This is a genomic window from Stieleria magnilauensis (assembly GCA_007753675.1).
Lineage (GTDB): Bacteria > Planctomycetota > Planctomycetia > Pirellulales > Pirellulaceae > Stieleria > Stieleria magnilauensis.
In genome coordinates this window covers 286644-308257 of the sequence record CP036432.1, presented here as the reverse complement: position 1 = coordinate 308257, position 21614 = coordinate 286644, and the positions used below count along the sequence as shown (strand labels likewise).

Below are 21614 nucleotides of genomic sequence, written 5' to 3'. Positions count from 1 at the left end.
CCAATTTGGCTTTTTCGCATCCGTCGAGAGGAGGTAGGAAGATTTTGGAGGTAGGAAAATTAAAGGCTGGAGTGGATCGGGGGAACTGGTTCGGCAACCATCATCGAGGGTGTGTTGGCTCGTCGTTTTCAGCAGTCGGCCTGAATTGCTTTGTGTTGTTTGGTGGGCAGGTCGATTTGTTTTGAAGCCCGGTGGGGAATGGAACGGGGTAAAGTAACCGGACAAATAGTGCCATGACGTCAACCTCCCGCGACGAGCGGGAGGGTGACCTTCTATGCTGGACGGTCTCTGAAGCCTGTACACCAACACGTATGCTCGTGCCGTTCTTGTCTTGCCAGTTTTCGCTGCGAAGCAGCGACCGTGGGCGGCTGAAGCCTGTACACCAACACGTATGCTCGTGCCATTGCCGCGTTGGCTGGTTTCGCTGCGAAGCAGCGACCGTGGGCGGCTGAAGCCTGTACACCAACACGTAGGCTCGTGCCATTGCCGCGTTGGCTGGTTTCGCTGCGATGCAGCGACCCTGGGCGGCTGAAGCCTGCACACCAACACGTAGGCTCGTGCCCTTGTTTGTTTAGGCGATGACGTCGTGGAGTGTGTTTCCGCCGATGATCAGGGGGCGGTTGTTGCGGTCGTAGATTTCGGTTGCCGGATCGATGCCGAGGAGTTGGTAGATCGTGGCGGCCAGGTCTTCGGGTTTGACCGGATTCTCCGCGGGCCGGCTGGCGTGTTCGTCGGACTTGCCGTACACGTAGCCTTTCTTGACGCCGCCGCCGGCCAGCAGGGCGGTGTAACACTGCGGCCAGTGATCGCGGCTGAGGTTCTTGTTGATCTGCGGTGTGCGGCCGAATTCGCCCATCCAGACGACCAGTGTTTCGTCGAGCAATCCGCGTTCTTCTAAGTCGTCCAAGAGCGTCGGTAACGTTTGGTCGGTGATCGGCAGTTGGTACTTGTTGACGATCTCGTACATGCGTGTGTTGTCGAATCCGTGCGTGTCCCAGCCGCCGTCATTGACCCGGCGCCCGCCGATACTGGCCGAGAAATAGACGGTCACGAATTTCACACCCGATTCGACCAGCCGACGCGCCATCAAACAGCTTTGGCCGTACGTCGTCCTGCCATAACGGTCTCGCACCGATTCTTTTTCAGCCGACAGATCAAACGCCTTGCGAACGCGGTCGGACGTCAGCATCGAAATCGCCCGTTCGTAGTAATCGTCGAATCCACGAGCCTGGTCCGAATACTCGAGCAACCTGGTCTGGGCGTCGACCAGTTTTTGCATCTCGCGACGGCGATGAAGCCGGTCGACCGATAGCCCCCGCGGCAGACTCAGCTCGGGCAATTTGAAGTCCCGGTCATTGGGGTCTTCCAAGAACAACAACGGATCGTGGCGTTTCCCCAGAAAGCTGGCATGCTGGGCGGGAACGATCGAGCCATCGCGGATCACATGTGGATAGGCCACCGAGGTCGGCATGCCGTTCTGGTTGGGGCTGAGATGGTCGACGACGCTTCCGTAAGCGGGATACAGATCCAGCGAATCACGCAAACGTTGGTCGTCGCTCGGTGGTTCGTGACCGCTGAGCGCGTAGTACCCTGCCGACGCATGATTTTTCATCGTGTGCGTCATCGTGCGAATGAGCGTCGCATGATGCATCCGTTTGGCCGTCTCGGGCAACAGTTCGCAGACCTGAATCCCATCGGCACTGGACGAGATCGGGCGATAGGGGCTGCGCACCGATTCGGGCGCGTCGGGTTTCATGTCAAAGGTGTCGAGCTGGCTGGGGCCGCCCCACTGAAACAAAAAAATCACCGATTTGGCTCTCGGTTTGACCGAGGTGGCACGCTCGGCCGCACGCATCAAGTTCGGCATCGTCAGCCCCAGCATGCCAGCACCGCCGACACGCAAAATCGAACGCCGATCCATTGGAGGAAGTCTCATGGTGATTGATGGCTCTATTTGCGGAACAAAAATTCTTTTGCGTTCAACAACGCCCAGGCGATGTCTTGCAAGGCGTCGGCTCGTTTGTTGCCCGAAGGATTGCTCACCACGGCGCTGAGCAGGTCTTTCCATGACGCTGCCGGATTGTGGTTAGGGCCACGGATCAATTGCAGCGCCGCGGTTCGCTCGGCCTCGGTCGGCGGACGTGACAGTGCCGCCCAGTAGAGTTCCTCGACCACGTCGGCATCGGATCGTTTCGACAGTGCCAAACGGGCGATACGATTGGTCGGCGATGCGAGTCGATCATTCAGGCCATCACCGACCAGCACGAACACTTGCTTGAGCGTCGTTTCGTTGGAGCGTTCGCAATCGCAGGCGAGAATCCGATCCGGTTTGCCGAAGGTTTTCAGGAAACGGTCGCCGGCTTCGGGAGCGCTTTTGCGGGCTTGTTTGCTGCGTACGCCGGGAATCTGCACGGCCCGGATTCCCGTCGGATAGCCGAGGAAGCGAGCCGGGGAGTCGAGCACGTCGCTCTGCATGTCCAGGATCACTTCGGCCGGCAATCGCCGCACGTTGGATCGTGAATAACAGGTGCGGTCGTTGACGTTCGTTTCGTTCGGCTCGGCGGAAAGCTGATACGTTCGGGATTTCATGATCGTGCCGACCAGGCTGCGAAGATCAAAACCGCTGTCGGCAAAGTGCGTCGCGAGCCAGTCCATCAGCGGAGGGTTGCTGGGCGGATTGGTCAAACGAAAATCATCGATCGGATCGACCAAGCCCAACCCCATCAGCTGGTACCAGATGAAGTTCGTCTGTGATTGGACAAACAGCTTGTTGTCCGGGGCCGTCAGCCAATCCGCCAGCGCAGCCAAGCGGTCCTTCATCGCTTGATCGTCGAGTCGGTTTCCGCCGAGAAATTTGGGTGACGCGACACGGTCGGTGGTTGGATTGCGAACTTCATCCATCTTGGCCACTAACACCGTTTGATCACCGGCAAACTCGTTCTTGTCCAGTTTGTCTTGCCGTTTGTTCTCACCGATTTCGTAACCGATTTGCGAAAACAGCGACGACCATTGGTAATAATCGTCTTGCGTCCAGCGATCGAACGGATGGTTGTGGCACTTGGCGCACTGCAACCGTGTGCCGAGGAAAAGACGTGCGGTGGTTTCGCCCCGAATCGATGGGTCGCGGTTGGCACGGTAATAGTTGGCCGCCGGTTGCGCGAACGTGCTGCCCGTTCCCGTGACCAGATCGCGGACGAACTGATCCAAGGGACGGCCCGATGCGATGTTGTCTCGAATCCAACCGTGAAAGACTTCCACGCCTTCGGTGTCCAATACCTTTTCTTCGGTTCGCAGGACGTCGGCCCACTTCAGCGCCCAGAAATCCGCGAACTCGGGCAGGGCGAGCAATCGGTCGATCAATCGGTCGCGTTTGTCGGAGGCCGGATCGGACACAAATGCTTTGGCTTCGTCGGCCGTCGGGATTCGTCCGATCGCATCTAAATAGACGCGGCGAACAAACACGGTGTCTTCGCACAGCGGCGACGGATTGATCCGCAGGCGATTCAGTTTTGCAAAGATATGTCGATCGATTTCGTTGAACGACTGGGGATCACTCCAGACGAAATCGGGCCTTGATTCGATAAAGGCGATCGGTACCGGACGTTGCTCTTGCAGGTAGCGAACGATCAGCGTGGTTTCGCCGAACTTGTCGCGAGTGACAACACCATCGGCATCGACCGTCGCGTTCAAATTGGACAGTTCATAACAGGCGGTATCGGTGACATCACGTGATGTACCGTCGGAAAACGTTGCAGTGACATGGACCGGAAGTGCTCGATCTGGATCGGCGACGATCGCTTGCGTCGGTTGCACCTCTAGCCCGACCAAACGCGGCGCCTCGGCGGACGGTCCCGGCGCACCGTGACGCAACCAATGGGTGAGCAATTGGTACGAGGGCGAGTCGGTGGAAAACCGCGTACCGCCACCGTGTGCGACACCGCCGGATGCTTTCCGAAGAAACAGGCTCAACTCCGGCGCGGCGACGTTGATGCGACGTCCCTTGGCGGCACGCACCAGCATCTCGTAATCGTACTGCGGGTCCTGGCCGCGCAGAGACAACTTCAATCCGCCCTTGCCGTTCAAGTTGCCGTGACAGGTCCCCAGGTTGCAACCGGCTTTGGACAGCACGGGCATGACGTCGATGGTGAATTTCGGGGGATGGGCCGGGGACGCAGACGGGGATGCGGCGGCGGGTGGCGATTGGTCGGCGCGAAGAGGGCTGGCGAAGTGTATGCAGACGGTCGCGACGAGCAGCGGCAAGGCAAACGTGCGGAACATATCGATTTCAGCAGGAGGCAGGTCGCACGTCGGCGTGGTCGATCACGCTAGGGACGGTGATCAAGGTGCCGGCGGGCGTGAGATTGCAGGCGTGGAACTGCGGGGGCGGGATGCAATCGCGGATGGTTCACTATACCAAATCGTCGTCGGTGGCGTGGGGATTGCCCACCGGTCCCGCGGTACGGCGACTCGGCAAAAACGTGAGCTGCGGGTGTGACATCACCGCTCCGGATGTTCCCCAATCGTTAGCGGCGCCGTTCCCCGCCCGCCTCCTCGTCTCTTCTCCTCCCCCATGCGAGCGCAATTCCCATGAGCCTTTTCGAATCCACTTCTGATTCTTTTCGCCGACTACAGATCCGCATCCTGGAACGTCTTTCCCGACGTGATGCCTCCGCCCCCCGAGGTCGCCGTCGCAGACGACCGCTACGGGGGGAAGCGTTGGAAGGACGGCGTCTGCTGGCAGCCGATTTCGACGGATTTCGACACAACGTTTTCGATGCCGAAGACGTCAACGACGATGGCGAGGTCTCCGCCGTCGATGCGCTGATCATTATTAATTCGATGAATCGTAACGGTGGCGATGATGCCTCGCGATTCACAGACGTCAACAACGATGGTCGGCGAAGTGTGCTCGACGCATTGAGGGTCATCAATCGACTCGGACGAGAACGCAACGGGACCGTGGACGATTCTTCACGCGGCGATCGCAATGGAGGAACCACGACCGTGATTCCCGAATTGCCCGATGAAGTCCGCTCGATCGACGGCACCGGAAACAACCTCGAAAATCCCGACTTGGGGAGCACCGGTGAAGCGTTGCTGCGGATCGCCGAGGCGGACTATGAAGACGGCATCTCCACGCCCGCCGGGGCCGACCGGCCGAGCGCCCGTGAGATCAGCAACACACTGTCGGATGTCGAAGGTGACGGAACCAAGAATGAGCGTGGGTTGTCCGCATTCCTGTACGTTTGGGGTCAGTTCATCGATCACGACATCGACCTGACGGAAACGCAAACCGATGGCGAACGGTTTGCCATCGAAGTCCCCGCCGGTGATCCGCTGTTTGATCCGACAGGCAGTGGCGAAGTGATCATTCCGTTGACGAGATCGGAATTCGACCCGGAAACCGGAACCTCGGTCGACAACCCGCGTCAACAGATCAGTTCGATCACCGCCTTTATCGATGGATCCCAAGTTTACGGTAGCGATCAGCAGACCGCCGATCGACTGCGGACGTTTGAAGGGGGAATGCTGGTGATTGAAGACGACGGATTGCTGCCGATCGGTGAAGACGGCGGCGTGATCGCCGGTGACATTCGCGCCAGCGAGAACCTCTCGCTGACCGCGATCCAGACGCTGTTCGTTCGCGAGCACAATCGTTTGGCCGAGCAGATCGCTGCGACCGATGATTCGCTGACCGACGAAGAGATTTACCAGCGCGCCCGCGCGATCGTGATCGCTGAGATTCAATCGATCACTTACAACGAATTCCTACCGTCTCTGCTCGGGAACAACGCACTGACACCCTACGAAGGCTACGATTCGTCGGTGGACCCGACGATCGCGACTGAATTTTCCACCGCAGCGTTTCGGTTCGGACACAGCACGCTGAACGACGACATCGAATTCTTTGACAACGATGGTCGCGAGGTTCACGAAGAGGTCGAACTGAAAGACGCGTTCTTCAACCCGACGCTGCTGGACGAAACCGGTATCGACGCGATCCTCAAGTACGACGCTTCTTCGCAATCGCAGGAAATCGATTTGGAAGTCGTCGATAGCTTGAGAAACTTTCTGTTCGGGGCACCTGGGGCCGGCGGGTTTGATCTGGTGGCGTTGAACATTCAACGCGGCCGCGATCACGGATTGAATGACTACAACACGACGCGACAGGCCTACGGTCTGGACGCCGTGAAATCGTTTGCCGACATCACCAGCGATGTCGAGCTGCAGGAAAAACTGGAATCGTTGTACGGTGATGTCGACAACATCGACCTGTGGGTCGGGCTGATGGCCGAAGATCACTTGCGCGGAGCGTCCGTCGGTGAGCTGACGTCCACGATCATCGCCGATCAATTTCAGCGATTGCGTGACGGCGACAGGTTCTACTACGAAAACGTCTTCGATGGACTGGAGCTGCGTGCGATTGAACAAACCTCGCTCACCGACGTGATCGAGCGGAATACATCGGTCGAGGGGCTGCAGGAAAACGTGTTCTTCATGCTTGCCGAAGTTCGCGGCCAAGTCACCGTCGACAACACCGTTAGCGACCGTTTGGCTCGTTCCTCCCAACGAGGCGGCGGTTTCGATCGGGGACGCTCGGCTGCCGTGGAAGGGGCGACGGTGGAGTTACTCAACGACAGTGGTGATGTGATCGACACCACCGTGACCGACAGTCGTGGCAATTATCGTTTCCGATCCTTTTCAGAAACCGGCGACTACCAAGTCCGGTTGGCCGACAGCGGTGAAGTCGTGGACGTGTTGATCTCCAACGGAAGCACGCGGCTGAAAGGGATCGATTTCGAGTTGCCGGTGTAAAGCGGTCGCGGTGTTCGCGGCTGAATGCGTTAGCGGAACGGCGCGAGCCGTCCGGTATCGGCTCGAAGGCGCCCGGAAAGACCGGAGGACTCGTCGCCTCGTCCACTACCCGGAAATTGAGCTGACACGGAATTCTAAACGCGGGCGCTGGGGAGACGACCTTGCGTTTCGCGAGGCCTGCGGATAGCGCCATCGGCTCACGATTTTACCGGTCGAGATCAAACCGTCAGCGGACTTGGTTACGGACTCACTCGCTAACGCGTGTGGTGACGGAGCACTACGACTGCGATTCTTCGGGCCGGTTGATCACGAAGTGGGACAGTTTGGGCGCCAGCGGGGCTCGCTTGCCCGGCTTGGGGCGGTGGATCGAGCGGATCTCACCTCGCGTTTCGCAAGCGGGCGCTTTGCTCTGAGGTTCGGCAGGCCCTTGGCGGCGGTCGACGCGTGTCTCCGAATCGCAGTAACTGTTCAAAGGTTCATCCTCGATCCGAGGTGCGAACCGGATGCACACGAGCACGACGCCCGTACAGACGACTGAAACGATCAGCCAGATGATTAAGAGATTCATATCCGCACCGCCCACAGTTGGTACGCCGAACTTGCCCGCTCGTTGCCCTTTCTACGTCAGAAGAGAACCAAATGTTCCAATGAAAGATTGACGTAGCGAGAACACAACAGTTCTGACTGGAACATGGTCTTTCGGTTCAATCGGCTCGATCGGGTAAATCGTTCGAGCAAATCTTACAACTACAGACTTGTGCTGCTCTTGAGGACCGGCACAAGCAGTGCAAGCACAACAGCCAGAACCAAAAACGCCATGACCAGCAACATCATTGGTTCGAGTAATCGTACAAAGAGGTCTAGTCTGCGGAAAGTTCGCTTCTCCAGTGAGTCGGCGATTTCCGGAAGAACTTTCTCAAGGGAGTTGCTTTCCTCCCCCACGCTGATCATTTCCACCACCGATGGGGGAAAATAGCCAGAGGCCCGCAGCGGTGTCGCCAGGGATTCACCGCCGCGGATGTTTTCGGTCGCATCGGCGATCGATTGGCTGAGCAAGCGATTGGCGGCGGCCGAGCGACTGATCTCAAGCGACTTCAAGATCGGCACGCCGTTTCCCAGCAGGGTGCCCAGGACGCGACAGAATCGCGCGACGGCTAGATTCATCAGGATGTTGCCGAGCACTGGAATCCGCAGCTTGAGCTTGTCCATCATCTGCTTGCCGGCTTCGGTTGCCAATTGAACTTTGATCACCACGATCAAGGCGATGGCCAAGATGACGAGCACCCAGCCGTATTGTTGCAGCACCGTGCTGAAGCTGAGCAGCGATTCGGTGTACCAGGGCATCTCGTCCTTTTGCCGCAAACGATCAAACATCGCATCAAACTTGGGGACGAAGAACACCAGCAGCCCGCTGATGACGAGGGAGCCGACGGAAAACAGGAACACGGGATACGCCAAGGCGCTGATGGTTCGGCCCTTCAGATCCTCCTGCAGTTCGGTGAACGTGCTGACACGCTCCAGGGCGTCTTCCAGGAAACCGCCTTCGGTCCCGGCCCGGACCATGTTGATCGCCATGTCGGAGAACACGTTGGGAAACCGTGCCATCGCGTTGCCGATCGGTTCGCCGTCTTCGACCCGCGCCTTGATTTCTTTGACGATATCGCCCAACACCCGGTCAGTCGCTTGTTCGCCGAGGACGGTCAGCGAGCGCATCATCGGCACACCGCTGCGGAGCAACGAGGCCAGCTGGCCGTAAAAGGTCGCCATCGTCTGGCCTTTGACACGTTTCCGCTGGCCAAACAGGGAGCGGCCGGAGGTGTTTTGGGCGGCGGCGACCTTGGAGGGAAAGAGCGACTTTTCGCTCAGCAGCGCGGCGACTTCGCGTTCATTGGCGGCTTCGATCGAACCGCTCACGGTCTTGCCCGCCATGTCGCGGGCGGTGTAGGCAAACGTCGGCATGATTCTAGAGAGCCTCGCCCTTGGAAACGCGTAGCACTTCGTCGATGCTCGTCATGCCCGCGATCACTTTGTCCCAAGCGTCCATCCGCAGGGTCCGCATGCCGGCATCCACGGCCGCTTTGCGGATGACCCAACTGCTGGCCCGATCCTGGGCGAGCTGGCGGATTTCGTCATTGGTGACCAACAGTTCATAAATACCCATCCGGCCGGAATAACCCAGATTGCGACATTCGCGGCAACCTACCGGGCGATACCAAGTGAACTCGCCGGCGCGATCCCAGGGGAAATCCTGGGGCACTTCGTCCGGCGACGGCTTGTAGGCTTCTTTGCACAGCGGGCAGAGTCGACGGAGCAGTCGCTGGGCCATCACGCCTTCGACGGTCCCCGCAACCAGGAACGGTTCGACGCCCATGTCGCCCAGCCGGGTGAAGGCCCCCGAGGCGTCATTGGTGTGCAAGGTGCTGAAGACCAAGTGGCCGGTCAACGACGCTTGAATGGCGTTTTCGGCCGTCTCCAGGTCACGAATTTCCCCCACCAGGACGATGTCAGGGTCGTGCCGCAAGATACTTCGCAGCGACGCGGCAAAGGTGAATCCGATCTTGGAGTGGACCTGGATTTGGTTGATGCCGTCGAGTTGGTATTCGACCGGGTCTTCGGTGGTGATGATCTTGGTTTCTTCGCTGCGGATCTGCAGCAGACTGCTGTAGAGCGTCGTGGTTTTACCGCTACCGGTCGGGCCGGTGACCAAGATGATGCCGTGCGGCAACTCGATCAGCTTGCTGTAGGTTTGGTAGATCTCATCGGACATCCCCAGTTTGCCGAGATCGAAGACCATGGCGGATTTGTCCAGCACCCGCATCACCAAGCCTTCGCCGTGGATCATCGGGATCACACTCAATCGAATGTCGACTTCGCGACCGTGAACCCTCAGCTTGATGCGTCCGTCTTGGGGCAGCCGTTTTTCGGCGATGTTCAGCCGTGCCATGATCTTCAAACGACTGATGATGGCGGCTTGGAACCGGTTGATTTCCGGTGGCGTGGGTTGGCGGTGCAAAATCCCGTCGATCCGATAGCGGACCAGCAAGCCATCGGATTGGGTTTCGATGTGAATGTCGCTGGCGCGCGTCTCGATGGCTTCGAGCAAGATTTCGTTGACCAGGCGGACGACGGACGCTTCCTGAGCCATCTCGCTCAGTTCGCTGCCGTCGGTTTCCAGCTCTTCGAGCAACTCGACGTCTTCGTCGTCCGAAGCGGCCGCCATCAGGTCTTCGACGGTCTCGCTACCGACACCGAGGTGTCGCTTCATCAGCCGCGCAATCTCGCCGCGTTGGGCGACGATCGGAATGATGTTTTTGCCCGTCGCCGCGCTGGCTTCATCAAGCGGGTAGAGGTCCAGTGGATCGGCGGTCGCCACGACGACCGATCCGTTTTGGAAGCGAATCGGAAACAGCGACTGGCGATAGATCAACCGCTGTGGGAAGCCTTCCAAGGCGGCCAGGTCGATTTCGGTGTCGCGTAAGTCGACAAACTCCAAGCCGACTTCCTCGGCGAGCGCTTCGAGCGCTTCACGTTCACCGACGAAGCCTTTTTCGACGGCGGCTTGAACGATATCGGAGGCATTGCTGCCGTGGGTGTCTGCCAGCTGGGCGTCGCTGAGCAGTCCGCGTCGTCGAAGGATTTCGCCTGCACGCATGATCATGGAATCGGTTCCGGTGTTCTTCCAAAGAGTGATGCTTGGATTGTACTGTGTTGTGGGGGAGAACGTCGGCGCGACCGGGGAGTTTGCATCGTGGTCGATCCCCGTTGGCGCGCTAGAGACGTTTCCTTGGTCGGGGTTAACGTCCGCCGCCGGGACGACCGCCGCCACCACCACCGGGAGCACCACCGCGTCCGCCGCCACCGAAGGGTGATCCGCCGCCGCCGCCACGGCCGCCGCCGAATCCGCCGGGGCGTCCGCCGCCGAAGGGGCTGCCGCCGCCACCGCCGCCGAACCGAGATCGAAACGCTTCGATCCGTTGCCGCATCGCATCAGCCGCTTCAGTGCTGCTAGTGCTATCGCCTCCGGTCCGAGCCCCCGGGGTACTGGAGGAAGTGGACCCGCTGTCTTTGGTTTCGACTTTGGCGCTGAGGATGGCTTCCAACGCTTGCACGATGGTGTTTCCGTTGAGTGTGCCGGGCAGCGTGTAAACGACGGTCTCGTCTTCATTGACGCGGCCGCCTTGATCGAGCGCCTCGACCAGCATTTGAATCTCTTCAAAATCTTTGGTCGTGGCCGTGACCACCAACGAGTTGCTTTGGACGTCGACGGCAACGGTAATCTTCGAGCGTTCGCTTTTCGCCGTCTCGGCACCGCCGCCGCGGCCGCCTCGACCGCCGCGCAGGGCGTTGATGAAATCTTCCGGCGAGGGTTGCCCGCCACGACCTCCTCCTCCGCCGCCGCCATTGTTGCGTCCCTGATCGGCACCGGCGACGCGATCGGCGTAGATCTCCTTGACCACCTTGGCGACTTCCGCGGCGCTTTGATACAGCACGGGGATCATCCGCGGCGTCGCGGTCAACTCGATGTCTTCGGGACTCTCTTCGATATCGATTTTTTCAAGCACCATTTCGATGACTTGCAAATCCAGCTCGTTGGCTTGGATGAACAGCGCGTTGAGTCGTAGATCTGGAACGATGTTGACCGAACCGGTGGAGGTCAAAATGGACTTGGCCGAAGAGGTCTCGCCACCGCCACCGCCGGCCAATCCCATCAGTCCACCCAACATGCCGCCGCCGAGTCCGCCGGTGATCGTGTCGGTCAAACTGCCCGCCGAATCGCCGCCACCGAGAATGCTGGCGATCATTTCGGCGGCGATATCGGCCTGGATGTACTTCAACCAGTAGATCGTCGGCAGGTCACTTGACGTTCCCATCGGGCCGATCAGTTGAGACAGCAGCTCTTCTAATTCGTCCAACGCCTCGGTGTCATCCGAAGCGATCCGAATGCCATTGGGCGTCAGTTCGATCATGATGTCCGGACTGGGCGATTTGGCGACTTCGGTGGTGACGGGTTCGGACGGGTCGTTGACGCCTTGGTTGTCCGCCGGGCTGGATGCCGCCGGGGCTTGGGTGAGGTAATAGAACCGTCGCGAATCGAAGCGGGATGCGTCGAGGTTGCTGGCAGGGTTCGACGTGGATTGCGTCGGCGGCGCGGCCGAGTTGGACGGCGCCCGCTGGATCTTGCGTTCACGGATGCCGTTGGATTCACCGGCCCCGGACGGAGACACAACCCGGATCGGATTGTCGCGTCCGGTCATTCGCCAGTACAGTTGCAGTTGTCGCAGCGCGTCTTCGGCTTGGCGACCGTTGAGCGGCAACAGTCGGACTTTCCCGCTGAGTAAGCCTTCGCTGGTGGTGCCGTCGAGTTGTTCGAGCAGTCGTCGGATCTGTTCGATTTCGTCTTGCGAGCCGCGAACCCATAGTTTTCCGGTCGCCGGATCGCCGTCAACAATCGGACCGCTGGTGTTTTCTTCGGTCACGCCGAAGTACTTGTTGATGGTCAGCAAGGCTTGGGCGGGGTCGATGCGTTTGAGCTGAAAGACTTCGAAGTCTTCACCGCTGCCTTCCATCTTGGCGATCACTTCGGTGATCTGTTTGTGGGTGTTGGGCGTTGCGAAGGCGATGATGGCGTTGGTGGCGGGGTCGATGGCGACCCGCGTGCCGGGTTCGTCTTGCAGCAGCGTTTGCAGCACTTCGAACACGGTGGCGGGGTCGGCGACACGCACGAAATGGGTTTGGAACACCGGGCGAGCCACTTCTGCTTCGGTGGCGTCACCGGAACCTTCCAGCGGTTGGTCGGCTTTGGCGATCAGGTTCTCCAGAATGCTGACCTTGGATCGCAACCCGGTGGCGTAAATTCGATCGCCGTAGAGCCCGACGGAGATGCGAATGTCGTCGTTGGAGTTTTCGTCGGCTTCTAGTCCGAGCAAGGGGCGAGCGGTTTGCAGCAATTCCTCGGCGCTGCGGTGTTGCAGTTTGATCTCGTGCACTTCCTGGTCAGACTGTTTGATGACCTCGCGGATCGCGACGAGTTTCTCCGCCCGTTCGGTCACCTTGGCTTGGCGGGCGCTGTCGAGCACGATCACCCGCCCCCAGGGCCCGACCATCTGAGGCAATTGCGTCTTGGCTTCGTCGGGCGTCATGCTGCCCAGCGGAAAGATCGCGCTCACGATGTCGCTCTTGCCGCGTGATTCCAGTTCGTCCAGCGGGACCAGATCGGCCAACTCGCTGATCAGTTTGTCCGCGTTTTCGACTTCCAGGTCGATCAGGAACAGCATACGACCGCGGCGGACCAAGGCGTAACCGCGATCGAGCAGCAATCGATTCAACAGATCCAAGGCCTCGGCGACCGTGTACATCCGCGAGCGATCGATGAAGGAGATCGAGCCCTCCGGATAGCGGTCGATCTGGAGCGACAGATCGCCTTCGGTGGCCATCCAATTCAGCACGTCTTTCCAGCTGGCGCCGGTGAAATTGAATCGCAGCAACGGTTGTTGGGGGCGATCGAGTTCGTCCAACAAAATCCGTGCGGCTTCTTCCGGCGTCACGTCTTCGCCGCGGAGAGCCGGTGTAGGCTGAGTCGCGGGGGACTCGTCCGACGCCTGGTCCGACGCCTGGTCCGACGCCTGGTCCGACGGCGAGGCGGGGACTTGGTCTTCGCTGTCGATCTCCTCTGCCGGGGCTTCGGCCGTTTCGGCTGCCGGGTCTCCCGCAGGCGCCTGTTCTTGCGCCGAAAGCGTCGAGATCGGCAGCGTGGATGCCAACACGGCGGCGAAAAGGATCTGAAGCGACGATTTCGCCAGCCCGGACACCTGCCGCAGCGGCAGGCGGATGCTGGCGCCGATCGGTGCGTTGCTATCGGTGCACGAGCTTGCGTTGCATGAGCTTTGGTTGCACGAGCATTCGTTGCACGATGGGAGTTGGAAATGCATTATTGCAGCGGTTTTGTCAAAAGAAGTGGATGAGATTTCGACTCAATGGGCCTGCCGACCGGCTCATTCTAATTACCCCCCATCAAATCGCCCGGCGCCAATCGCACCAGTTTTCAGAAGCGGAGATCACATGGCCGGCCCACTGATCTAACCTTCCGCATGGGCCAGGGTTTCTCGACTGATCGCGGAATTCGGTTGATTCGTGCTGTTTTCACGCCAGTTGATGGCCGCGAAGGCATGGTTTTCGCACTCTATGCCCCTCTGGGCGGGGCATGGCGATGCCCGTAATTGTCTTGGCCACGGACCTCGTGTTGCCGATCGGGTCGTAGGATCTGCCGCCGGTGGGCTTCCAAAAAATCTGAGCGAGGGGTGTTTTCGGTTCTACGAACGACACTTTCGGGTTGGTACGATACGCTCTGACGCCGGCCGGCGATCGAACACGATTCCGACAGGGCACCAGAGAACCGACGCCGGTTTGCCGCAGGATTAACCACGAGCAGATCTACCGCTGTTCGCATCGAAGGGAACATGAAAGGAATGCTGCAAAAGCAACGAAAACTGATACTAAACGACCAGCAACGCGATGCCATGCGCCGCGCCGGACGCGTCAATGCGAGCCTGATGGACTACATCCGACCGCACATCAAGGCCGGTATCACCACGGGCAGAATCGATGAGATGATCGCACAGTGGACGCTCGACAACGGGCATACCGCGGCAACGCTGGGGTATCAGAATTTCCCGAAAAGCTGCTGCACGAGCATCAATGAAGTGATCTGCCATGGCATCCCCGGCGACGAAGAGCTCAAAGAAGGCGACATCGTCAACATCGACGTGACCACCATCGTCGACGGCTGGCACGGGGACCAAAGCGAAACGTTTTTGATCGGAGAGGTTTCCGAGGAACGCAAAGCGGTCACCCAATGCGCTTTCGACTGCATGCACATGGCGATCGACGCGCTGACCCCCGGATGCACAGTTTCGAAAATCGGCGAGACGATCGTGCCCGAGGCTCACCGGCGTGGTTTTTCGGTCGTCCGCGAATACGTCGGTCACGGACTGGGCAAACAATTTCACCTGGACCCCTCGATCCCGCACTTCCCGAATCGGCAAAGCCGCATCGATCGACTGTTCCCCGGCATGTGTTTCACCGTCGAACCGATGATCAATGCCGGAACCCGCTACGCCCGTTGTGACAAGGCGGATGGATGGACGGTGCGGACCAAAGACGGTCGACCGTCGGCCCAGTTCGAACACACGGTGATGATGACCGAGGACGGTCCCGAGATTCTGACCCAGTGCAACGACGGCCCCCGCAAAGGCCATCAATTCTAACGTCGACCGCTCGCCCCGCGACGACCTCTCCTGCTCCATCGGTTGATCCGACTCACCAAGGCTTGCACCATGAACCCGCTCCGAAGTCTCTCTGTCTGTTGTTTCGCTGTCCGCATGTTCCTGTGCGGCGTCGTGCTGATCTCGTTCACCACGTTCCAACCGGCCCACGCACAAGACAAACCGCTGAAGGTCTTACTGGTCGCCGGCGGGTGCTGCCATGACTACGCAACCCAAACCCAGTTGCTAAAGAAAGGCATCGAGAAGCGGATCAATGCCGTGGTGACGATCGAATTTAATCCCAGCAAGACGACCAGCACCCGTTTCGAAGTCTACGAATCGAATGACTGGGCCGAAGACTACGACGTAGTCCTTCACGACGAGTGCTCCGCGTCGGTCACCGAACGCCCCTACGTCGATCGTATTTTGGCTGCCCACCGGGCCGGTGTTCCCGCGGTCAACCTGCACTGCGCGATGCACAGCTACCGCTGGGGCGATTTCCGAAACCCGGTCGAAATCGGGGCCGAGAACGCCGGCTGGTACGAGATGATCGGCGTTCAATCGACCGGCCATGGTCCGCAATCACCGATCGATGTTCATTACACCCAAGCGGATCATCCGATCACCAAGGGGCTCAACAACTGGACGACGATCAACGAAGAGCTTTACAACAACGTCCGAGTGTTTGGGAACACCGAAGTGCTGGCGACCGGGGATCAAGTTCAATCGCCGCGAAAGAAGGATCTGAAAGACAACCCCAACGCCAAACCCAAAACAGCTCAGGCGGTCGTGGTTTGGACCAATCTGTACGGGCCCAACCAAACAAAAATCTTTAGCACCACGCTCGGCCACAACAACGAAACCGTCGGCGACGATCGCTACCTGGACCTGGTCTCCCGCGGGATCCTCTGGGCCACCGACAATCTGAAAGCAGACGCCAAGTAGCGGGACAACAGTCTTGTCACCGCGCTCGCCAGTACATGGTGCGGCCGCCGACCGGCGACGGCAGCTACGCTTGCCCGCCGGTGACCACCAAATGCAGCACGGCGAACAACTGGTCATCGTCGGTCCAACTGCGATGCAATTCTAACCCCGCACGAGCGGCCAGCTTCGAAAAGCCTTCGATCGTGTACTTGTGCGAATACTCGGTGTGAATCAATTCGCCTGCATCGAGCTGAAACGATGTCTCCGCGATGCGGATCGTCTGCCGTTTCAACGAGCGAATGTAGATTTCGATTCGGGACGCTGCGTCGTTGTAAAACGCGACATGCTGGAACGCTTCCACGTCGATGTCGGCATCCAGTTCGTCGCGAATCCGGTGCAACAGGTTTAGATTAAACGCCGCCGTCACGCCGGAATCGTCGTTGTACGCACGCTCCAAGGTTTCGACATCTTTGACCAAGTCGATCCCGATCAGCAGCCCGCCGCCATCGCCGCATCGCTCGGTGATCGATCGCAACAGTCGCTCCGCCTGGGCCGGTTCAAAATTTCCGATCGTCGATCCGGGAAAGTAAACGGCGCAGTGCGTGGCGGGTTTGCGCGGGGTTGGGAGTGAAAACGGACGGGTGAAATCAGCGGTCACCGGAATGATTTCGAGGTGCGGGTAATCCGCCCGCAATCTCTCGGCCACGCGCTGCAGATGCCGATGCGAAATATCGACTGGGACGTATGCGACCGGGTCGATCAGATGATCCAGCAAGATTCGTGTTTTAATACTGCTGCCGCTGCCATACTCAACCAGCATCGCTCCCGCATCGATCTGCGCGCCCATTTCAGACGCGTACCGGTCCATGATGGCTTGCTCGGTCCGGGTCAAATAGTACTCGTCGAGTTCACAGATTTCATCAAACAACGCCGACCCACGTTTGTCGTAAAAATACTTGCACGGCAAACGTTTGGGGCTGTCGGCCAGTCCCGTGATCACGTCATGCTGAAAGGTGATCAATCGAGAAGACGATTTTGATGGTGCGGTTTTTAACACGGTGCGTACCCTGGTCCATGGTCGAGTCAACAATCGGGGGACTCTGGTAGCTTAGCAACGTGCCAACCGGATGCCGGTAAATTGCCAGCGCGACTCTGGGGCGAAAAAATTGCGATAGGTCGGACGCGCATGTCCAGACGGAGTCGCGCACGAACCGCCCTTGAGCACGAAGACGTTGCACATGAATTTTCCGTTGTATTCGCCCAACGCACCCGCCGGTGCGTGGTAGCCAGGGTATGCCGAGTAGTGGCTGCTGGTCCATTCCCACACGTTGCCCATGGCGTCGGCCAATGGAGGCTGGTCCGGGTCGTCACCGTCGATGCCGCCATAGTGGGATTGCGGATTGCAGTAACTGTCCGTGCCAGACAACTTGGGGTGGATGCAGCGGCCGCTGCGGAGCAGTTCGTCGCTCCAATTGCCGCGCTGCGTTGCCGAGAACGGGTCGTCCAGCTGACTGCAGACGGCGTGTTCCCATTCCGCTTCGGTTGCCAATCGGCATCCGGCCCAGCGGGCATACGCGTCGGCTTCGAAATAACTGACATGGCAGACGGGCTGGTCGAGCCGAATCGGCTTGCGTCCGGACAACGTGAAGTGCGACCATCGCGAACCCGTTTTGGTCCAATACAACGGCGATCGCCAACCGTGCTCGTTGACCGCCGTCCATCCGAGCGACAACCACAATTCGGGCCGATCGTATCCCCCGTCTTCCATGAACTCCAGGTACTCGCGGTTGGTCACGCAGCGATCGGCGATTTGAAAGGGTTCCAGAAAAACACGGTGTCGCGGAAGTTCGTTGTCGAAACAAAAGGAGTCGCCGTCGTGTCCGATTCGCACCACGCCGGGATCAAACTCGAGCCATGACTGGCCGACCGCTGTGTCGAGATCTTCGCACGCGCCATCGCGATAAACCGGTGCAAGCGGATTGCACGACAGCGCGTGTTTCAGATCGGTCAGCATCAATTCCTGATGCTGTTGTTCGTGATGGATTCCGATTTCCAACACCTGCCGCTCCTCGTCGGTCAGATCGTGGCCTTCCACCAGGGACCGCATCGCTTGATCGACGTGGCTGCGATAGTCGAGGGTTTCTGCCAAACCGGGACGAGAGATCAAGCCGCGTTTTCCCCGCGGGTATTGTTCACCGACACTGTTGTAATAGGAATTGAACAAATACTCGAAACGTTCATCAAACGGGCGGTAATCCCCGCTCGGTTTCAGCAAAAACGTTTCGAAGAACCACGTCGTGTGCGCCAGGTGCCAACGGATCGGGCTGGCATCGTCCATCGACTGAATCACACAGTCTTCGGGGGACAGAGGTTCAACGATCTTTTCTGAAAATGCACGGACCTGAAAGAAACGGTCGATCAAACCATCCGCCGCGTGCGCGTTTTGGACCGCCACCGTCCCGCTGTTGGTGTCCATGCCAAGGTCCCCCGTAATAAAATCGAAATGTCCCGTGCACTCTGTCGTCAGTGCTTTCTATGAAATCGATTTTAAGAGACAGCGGCAGCGAGCTGGGATGTCTGCGGCAAAAATGTTGAAATCAGTGACGGAGCAGTGGACGCTCCACTGGCTAACGCCACGTGCTGGTTGGCGACACGTGCCGGTGATTTCAGCGGGAAGCGTGAGCGAGCGGCGCGTGGGAATGTGAGGGCGGAGTGACGCGCCACTGGCTAACGCCCAATGCCACCTACTTTGTGGTCATTCGGGTGGTATATCATCGGGCTGCTGTTTTTTTCTTCGAAGTGACTTCTGGAATTTCGTTGTCTTTTGGCGCCGCGGGTGGGCTATGCGTGGGTAGCTGCGAGGCAATTTTCGATTGGGAAGTTTGCGGCCCGCTGCGCTCACCAAAGCGCCGTGATAAGCCAGCCTCCATTCCTCCAGGGTCGTAAGCTTTTCACGTAGCAGATGATGCTTGAACGTCGTCCAAACTCCCGTGAAGCTGAGCTCGCGAGGGTCAACTCGAATCAATTTCGCTGCTTGTTTGCGTAGCTGAGCGACAAGATTATAAGCGATGATCGATCCCATTAGCTCCTTCATCACCGTGTCGACACTCTTGGCGCGAATGTTTTCTGTGTCCATCGTCACTTTGACATCGCGGATATCGAACTCCACATCGTAGCGACGAACGTACAGGGCAGCGGCCGAGTGAGCGTCCGTCTCAAGGCTCGTCACGATCTCCAGCGTGTCTCCATTTTCAAGTTCAATTTGGTGGAGAAAGACTTCGATAGACGTGTCTTTACTAAGATCGAGATTGGTTCGGCGGTCCTTCGGTGTCGGCCGCCAAATCAAGTGAAACGTCTTGTACCCGTCCCCTTGGTCGACCAACGTAGCCGACTTGCGGTACGACCTGAATCGCTGTTTGGTCAGCCGCAGCACGAAGTCTTGATGATGTAATTGGCAGTGGTGGGCGACATTAAAAATCCCAAAACCGCTATCAGCCAGAACGATCGAGCGTTTCGGGAGTCGTTCAATAATCGGCTTGGCTTGCTCAAGTTCACTTTTGTTGTCCGCTCCGTACATCGGATCGACTTGCGGCAACAACGCGCACCCGGTCTGCATTTCATTTGCGACCAGCAATCTCGCAATAGGCCAAACCGTCTCTCCGTGTTGGTTGGACGCCGGCGGGAACGCTTTCTGAAGTGCTTCGGTCGGAGGAAGCGTGATCGTCGTCCCATCGATAATGAATACACGTCGATCGAGAAAGGCTTTGGGAGCGCGGGAAGCAAGGTGATCGCAGATTCGATGGGAAAACTCTTCCACGACAGCGAGCGGAATCCTTTTTCTGGCGGCGTTGTAGGCCGAATTGTTTTCGGAAAGGCGATTCTCTTGAACCCTTCGATTGTCAGGCAAAATATCCGTATGATTTTTGAGCAAATCTGCGACGGCATCGGTTAGTGAGATGCCTCCTTCGAGCCGTTGTAAAACGAGTAGCCAGAGGGTCGGGGCCTGCGTATAGACCATCCGCGCGTTGGCACAATCGTGATCTTCAAAGACCCGTTGTAGTTTGGGTAATTCAAGAAGCTCAGCCAGCAACGCTTTGGCTTTGCCAAAGCGAGACTCTTCATCGGCACCGAGTGTCGTCGGGTCGACCATGGCGATTCCCAGTCAGAAAGGCAGTAAGTGTAAACTTACCTGCCAGGCGCAAAAATCGTGCCAAAACCGGGTTTTTGGGACCGCGCCACCCGATAGGGTCCAGAATAGGTGGCATTGGGCTAACGCCACGTGCTGGTTGACGCGACGTGGTGGTTGACGCGGCGTGCGGGTGATTTCAGCGGGAAGCGTGAGCGAGCGGCGCGTGGCTACGCTGTGAAGCATTGATTCCCTGCGTTTGACGAGGTGTTAGCGGCAGGGCGCAAGCCCTCCGGTTCCTCATCGTTCCCGAAACACCGGAGGGCTCGCGCCCTACCGCTAAAAAATACTTCACAGCGTTAGGCGCGTGGGTTGGTCTAACATGCGGTGCTGGCGGGGGACATGTGCCGCAGTGCCGCTCTGGCCGCCTGCAGTCCCGACTGAATCAACGCGGTGGGTTCGGTGAAGTCGTACCACGGTCGGTAACCGACGTCGGGTCGAATCAGAATGTCGGCGTGGGGCAACGAGTGGCGACGACACAATCGCTCTCCGATTTCTTCCATCCGCATCACCACGTCGATCGCGGTCCCGAAGGTGTCGATCCGCTGCACCGAACTGCCGACATCGACGCCGATCGTCAGATCCGACGCATAGGATTTTGCGATCGACAACGGGATCGCATCCAACACGCCGATGTCCGACAACAACATGTCGTCCCATGGGATCGGAGGAAAAAAGCCGGGGATGGCAGTGGATGCCAAGATCGCTTTTCGCAGCGGGCCGCGTTCCAAGACGACACGATGACCACTTTTCAGGTCCGCCGCGACGATGCTCAAGGGGATCCGTGTCTCTGACAAATCGATATCGGGAACCAAGGCGTCGATCGCTTCGTGCAAGATCTCATCGGAGAGGATCGACGGCCCACGCACCATCTTCGTCAAGCGGTGGCCGTGCCGCATGATGCGTTCCAGTCGACGGTACCACAGCCCGAACCAATCGGCTGGGCCGAGCTGTTGCGACTGATTGCGGCTGCCGGCTGAGACCTTCGAAGCGGCCGCCATCAGCTGCCGGCATTTTTCTGAAAAGACCGGTGAATGCAGGAGTCCGATCGCTTTGGCCTGCACCTGTTTGATGTCGGAATCGACGGCGCACAGGCCGCCCATCAAACTGCCGATGCTGACCCCAACGATGCGCTCGGTTCGAACTCCCGATTCACCGATCGCCTCCATGACACCTAAATGTGCGAGCCCCCGCGCGCCGCCACCGCCCAACGCGATCACCGCGCGACGGTTGCTGTCGCAGTTGACTTGTCCTCCCATCGACAAGACTTGGTTCCTGTCCGTGGCTTCAATCATCTTCATTGATGGTTCCTTCTACCAAGCAGCGAGCGGAAAATGGTCGCCGCAACGACGTTCGCTGCGGCCCGGACGAGCGCCGTCCGACACCGGAGACGCCGTCCCGTGCAATAACACCTGTCCCGTGCGGAA

At 58.8% G+C, this 21614-nt stretch carries 13 protein-coding genes; 3 read left to right on the top strand and 10 right to left on the bottom strand.

The annotated features are described in order from the left end of the window. Window positions 1-571: 571 nt before the first annotated feature. Both TBK1r_RS01160 and TBK1r_RS01155 read right to left on the bottom strand, forming a co-directional pair. Complete coding sequence (locus TBK1r_RS01160; RefSeq protein WP_145207146.1) at window positions 572-1936, bottom strand: DUF1501 domain-containing protein; 1365 nt, start codon at window positions 1934-1936, stop codon at window positions 572-574. 14 nt (window positions 1937-1950) lie between these two features. Further along, window positions 1951-4278: a DUF1549 and DUF1553 domain-containing protein gene (locus TBK1r_RS01155; RefSeq protein WP_145207145.1), complete on the bottom strand. Its 2328-nt coding sequence runs from the start codon at window positions 4276-4278 to the stop codon at window positions 1951-1953. 309 nt (window positions 4279-4587) lie between these two features. Between TBK1r_RS01155 and TBK1r_RS01150 the strand changes: the two genes are divergently transcribed. Then, window positions 4588-6816, top strand: coding sequence for a peroxidase family protein (locus TBK1r_RS01150; protein ID WP_145207144.1), 2229 nt, complete (start codon window positions 4588-4590; stop codon window positions 6814-6816). A 277-nt stretch (window positions 6817-7093) separates the two neighbouring features. Here the strand turns inward: TBK1r_RS01150 and TBK1r_RS01145 are convergent, their stop codons facing one another. The 4 genes from TBK1r_RS01145 to TBK1r_RS38085 form a co-directional block, all read right to left on the bottom strand. Then, window positions 7094-7384: a hypothetical protein gene (locus tag TBK1r_RS01145; protein ID WP_145207143.1), complete on the bottom strand. Its 291-nt coding sequence runs from the start codon at window positions 7382-7384 to the stop codon at window positions 7094-7096. 179 nt (window positions 7385-7563) lie between these two features. After that, window positions 7564-8775 (bottom strand): type II secretion system F family protein, encoded by a 1212-nt coding sequence (locus TBK1r_RS01140; protein WP_145207142.1) that lies wholly within the window; start codon window positions 8773-8775, stop codon window positions 7564-7566. A gap of 4 nt (window positions 8776-8779) precedes the next feature. Further along, the gene (locus TBK1r_RS01135; RefSeq protein ID WP_145207141.1) at window positions 8780-10474 is read right to left on the bottom strand and encodes a GspE/PulE family protein; all 1695 of its coding nucleotides are present in this window, start codon (window positions 10472-10474) and stop codon (window positions 8780-8782) included. 136 nt (window positions 10475-10610) lie between these two features. Continuing rightward, window positions 10611-13745, bottom strand: coding sequence for a secretin N-terminal domain-containing protein (locus TBK1r_RS38085; protein WP_419580837.1), 3135 nt, complete (start codon window positions 13743-13745; stop codon window positions 10611-10613). 537 nt (window positions 13746-14282) lie between these two features. On the opposite strand from TBK1r_RS38085, the gene map reads away from it, so the two are divergent. Next, window positions 14283-15080: a type I methionyl aminopeptidase gene (gene map, locus TBK1r_RS01125; protein ID WP_095737959.1), complete on the top strand. Its 798-nt coding sequence runs from the start codon at window positions 14283-14285 to the stop codon at window positions 15078-15080. A 69-nt stretch (window positions 15081-15149) separates the two neighbouring features. Then, window positions 15150-16022 carry a ThuA domain-containing protein gene (locus TBK1r_RS01120; protein ID WP_473772481.1) on the top strand — a complete coding sequence of 291 codons (873 nt, stop codon included), beginning with the start codon at window positions 15150-15152 and terminating at the stop codon, window positions 16020-16022. 64 nt (window positions 16023-16086) lie between these two features. Here TBK1r_RS01120 and egtD read toward each other — a convergent pair whose 3' ends face one another. The 4 genes from egtD to TBK1r_RS01100 form a co-directional block, all read right to left on the bottom strand. Then, window positions 16087-17058 carry an L-histidine N(alpha)-methyltransferase gene (gene egtD / locus TBK1r_RS01115; RefSeq protein ID WP_145207140.1) on the bottom strand — a complete coding sequence of 324 codons (972 nt, stop codon included), beginning with the start codon at window positions 17056-17058 and terminating at the stop codon, window positions 16087-16089. A gap of 51 nt (window positions 17059-17109) precedes the next feature. Then, window positions 17110-18477, bottom strand: a complete 1368-nt coding sequence (egtB, locus tag TBK1r_RS01110; RefSeq protein ID WP_145207139.1) for an ergothioneine biosynthesis protein EgtB — start codon at window positions 18475-18477, stop codon at window positions 17110-17112. A 279-nt stretch (window positions 18478-18756) separates the two neighbouring features. Continuing rightward, the gene (locus tag TBK1r_RS01105; RefSeq protein WP_145207138.1) at window positions 18757-20151 is read right to left on the bottom strand and encodes an IS4 family transposase; all 1395 of its coding nucleotides are present in this window, start codon (window positions 20149-20151) and stop codon (window positions 18757-18759) included. 353 nt (window positions 20152-20504) lie between these two features. Then, a complete protein-coding gene (locus tag TBK1r_RS01100) occupies window positions 20505-21488 on the bottom strand; it encodes a patatin-like phospholipase family protein (RefSeq protein WP_145207137.1) in 984 nt (327 codons plus the stop codon). Window positions 21489-21614 lie beyond the last annotated feature (126 nt).

What these genes read in the sequence shown, in the direction of transcription:
- TBK1r_RS01160 (WP_145207146.1), bottom strand. Translation starts at nt 1,936, where the DNA reads ATGAGACTTCCTCCAATGGATCGGCGTTCGATTTTGCGTGTCGGCGGT.
- TBK1r_RS01155 (WP_145207145.1), bottom strand. Translation starts at nt 4,278, where the DNA reads ATGTTCCGCACGTTTGCCTTGCCGCTGCTCGTCGCGACCGTCTGCATA.
- TBK1r_RS01150 (WP_145207144.1), top strand. Translation starts at nt 4,588, where the DNA reads ATGAGCCTTTTCGAATCCACTTCTGATTCTTTTCGCCGACTACAGATC.
- TBK1r_RS01145 (WP_145207143.1), bottom strand. Translation starts at nt 7,384, where the DNA reads ATGAATCTCTTAATCATCTGGCTGATCGTTTCAGTCGTCTGTACGGGC.
- TBK1r_RS01140 (WP_145207142.1), bottom strand. Translation starts at nt 8,775, where the DNA reads ATGCCGACGTTTGCCTACACCGCCCGCGACATGGCGGGCAAGACCGTG.
- TBK1r_RS01135 (WP_145207141.1), bottom strand. Translation starts at nt 10,474, where the DNA reads ATGATCATGCGTGCAGGCGAAATCCTTCGACGACGCGGACTGCTCAGC.
- TBK1r_RS38085 (WP_419580837.1), bottom strand. Translation starts at nt 13,745, where the DNA reads ATGCATTTCCAACTCCCATCGTGCAACGAATGCTCGTGCAACCAAAGC.
- map (WP_095737959.1), top strand. Translation starts at nt 14,283, where the DNA reads ATGCTGCAAAAGCAACGAAAACTGATACTAAACGACCAGCAACGCGAT.
- TBK1r_RS01120 (WP_473772481.1), top strand. Translation starts at nt 15,150, where the DNA reads ATGAACCCGCTCCGAAGTCTCTCTGTCTGTTGTTTCGCTGTCCGCATG.
- egtB (WP_145207139.1), bottom strand. Translation starts at nt 18,477, where the DNA reads ATGGACACCAACAGCGGGACGGTGGCGGTCCAAAACGCGCACGCGGCG.
- TBK1r_RS01105 (WP_145207138.1), bottom strand. Translation starts at nt 20,151, where the DNA reads ATGGTCGACCCGACGACACTCGGTGCCGATGAAGAGTCTCGCTTTGGC.
- TBK1r_RS01100 (WP_145207137.1), bottom strand. Translation starts at nt 21,488, where the DNA reads ATGAAGATGATTGAAGCCACGGACAGGAACCAAGTCTTGTCGATGGGA.